1 protein-coding gene is annotated in these 1228 nt (G+C 38.2%); it reads left to right on the top strand.

Translation table 11 applies throughout. From position 1 onward, the window contains the following. On the top strand, positions 1-1054 hold a 1054-nt coding region (locus DWY89_RS14150), incomplete at its 5' end, for an IS110 family transposase (RefSeq protein ID WP_118524780.1). Between the last annotated feature and the right edge of the window lie 174 nt (positions 1055-1228).

Raw genomic sequence — 1228 nt, 5'->3', positions numbered from 1 at the left:
TTATCAAAAAATTGAATCTGTTACGGAAGATGCAACAAAAGTAAAAGTAGGACTGGAAGCCACTGGACACTATAGTTACAATCTTCTCGGATATCTCATTGATAAAGGTTTGGCCGCCTATGTTATCAATCCGTTACATACCAATCTGTACAGAAAAAGTCTAAGCCTTAGACAGACGAAAACGGATAAAGTAGATGCCCGCACGATTGCTTCCATGCTCATGTCTGATGTGAACTTAAAGTCCTACTCAGACATATCTTACCATAACGAAGAGCTAAAGTCATTAACTCGTTATCGTTTTGATAAAGTAAAAGAACGTGCCAAGCTAAAGTCTTCCGTCTCAAGACTTGTCTGTATCTTATTCCCTGAATTAGAAAAGCTTGTGCCAACACTTCATATGGCATCTGTTTATTCAATGCTTTCTGAATTTCCCGGTGCTAAGCACGTAGCCAGCGCACATCTTACCAGACTTACAAATCTTCTTTCGGAAGCTTCAAAAGGTCGATATAGTAAAGATACTGCCATTACTTTCAGAGAAGCTGCAAGGGCTTCTATTGGCTCAAATATGCCAGCTAAATCACTTGAACTAAAACACACCATCAAGTTGATTCAGGAACTTGATTCCGAGATTGATGAAATCGAAAATGAAATCAAAGTCATCATGGATGAAATCAACTCACCGATTCTTAGTATTCCTGGAATTAATTATCGCATGGGTGCTATGATCATTGCCGAGATTGGTGACTTCAGTCGTTTTGATTCTCCTGATAAAATCTTAGCTTATGCTGGATTCTCACCATCAACATATCAATCCGGACAACTGGATGGTGCTTACGCACATATGGAAAAACGTGGTTCCAGATACCTGCGATACGCTTTGTACAATGCCGCCAAGTATGTCTGCCACTGGGATCCAACATTTGCAGGGTATCTTGCCAAGAAACGAGCTGAAGGCAAGCACTATAACGTTGCCATATCACATGCTGTAAAAAAGCTGGTTCGAGTGATTTATCATCTTGAAAAAACAAAGCAACAATACATCAAAGTAGCTTAATCAATTTTAATTCGATACTCCTTTTTGAGCACCTGTCACGATGCTCTTTTTGTCATGCAGTTTTCAAGGTTCATGGAACTCTAACTGAGTTCAAAATATATCTAAAATACATTTCTGTATTTTATTCAAAAAATATCATTTTAAGGCTTGACTTTTAATAGTTAGTCTTCCTAT

This window comes from Clostridium sp. AF27-5AA, from assembly GCF_003478415.1.
Taxonomy (GTDB): domain Bacteria; phylum Bacillota; class Clostridia; order Lachnospirales; family Lachnospiraceae; genus Otoolea; species Otoolea fessa.
This window is presented reverse-complemented; position numbering and strand designations above follow the sequence as displayed.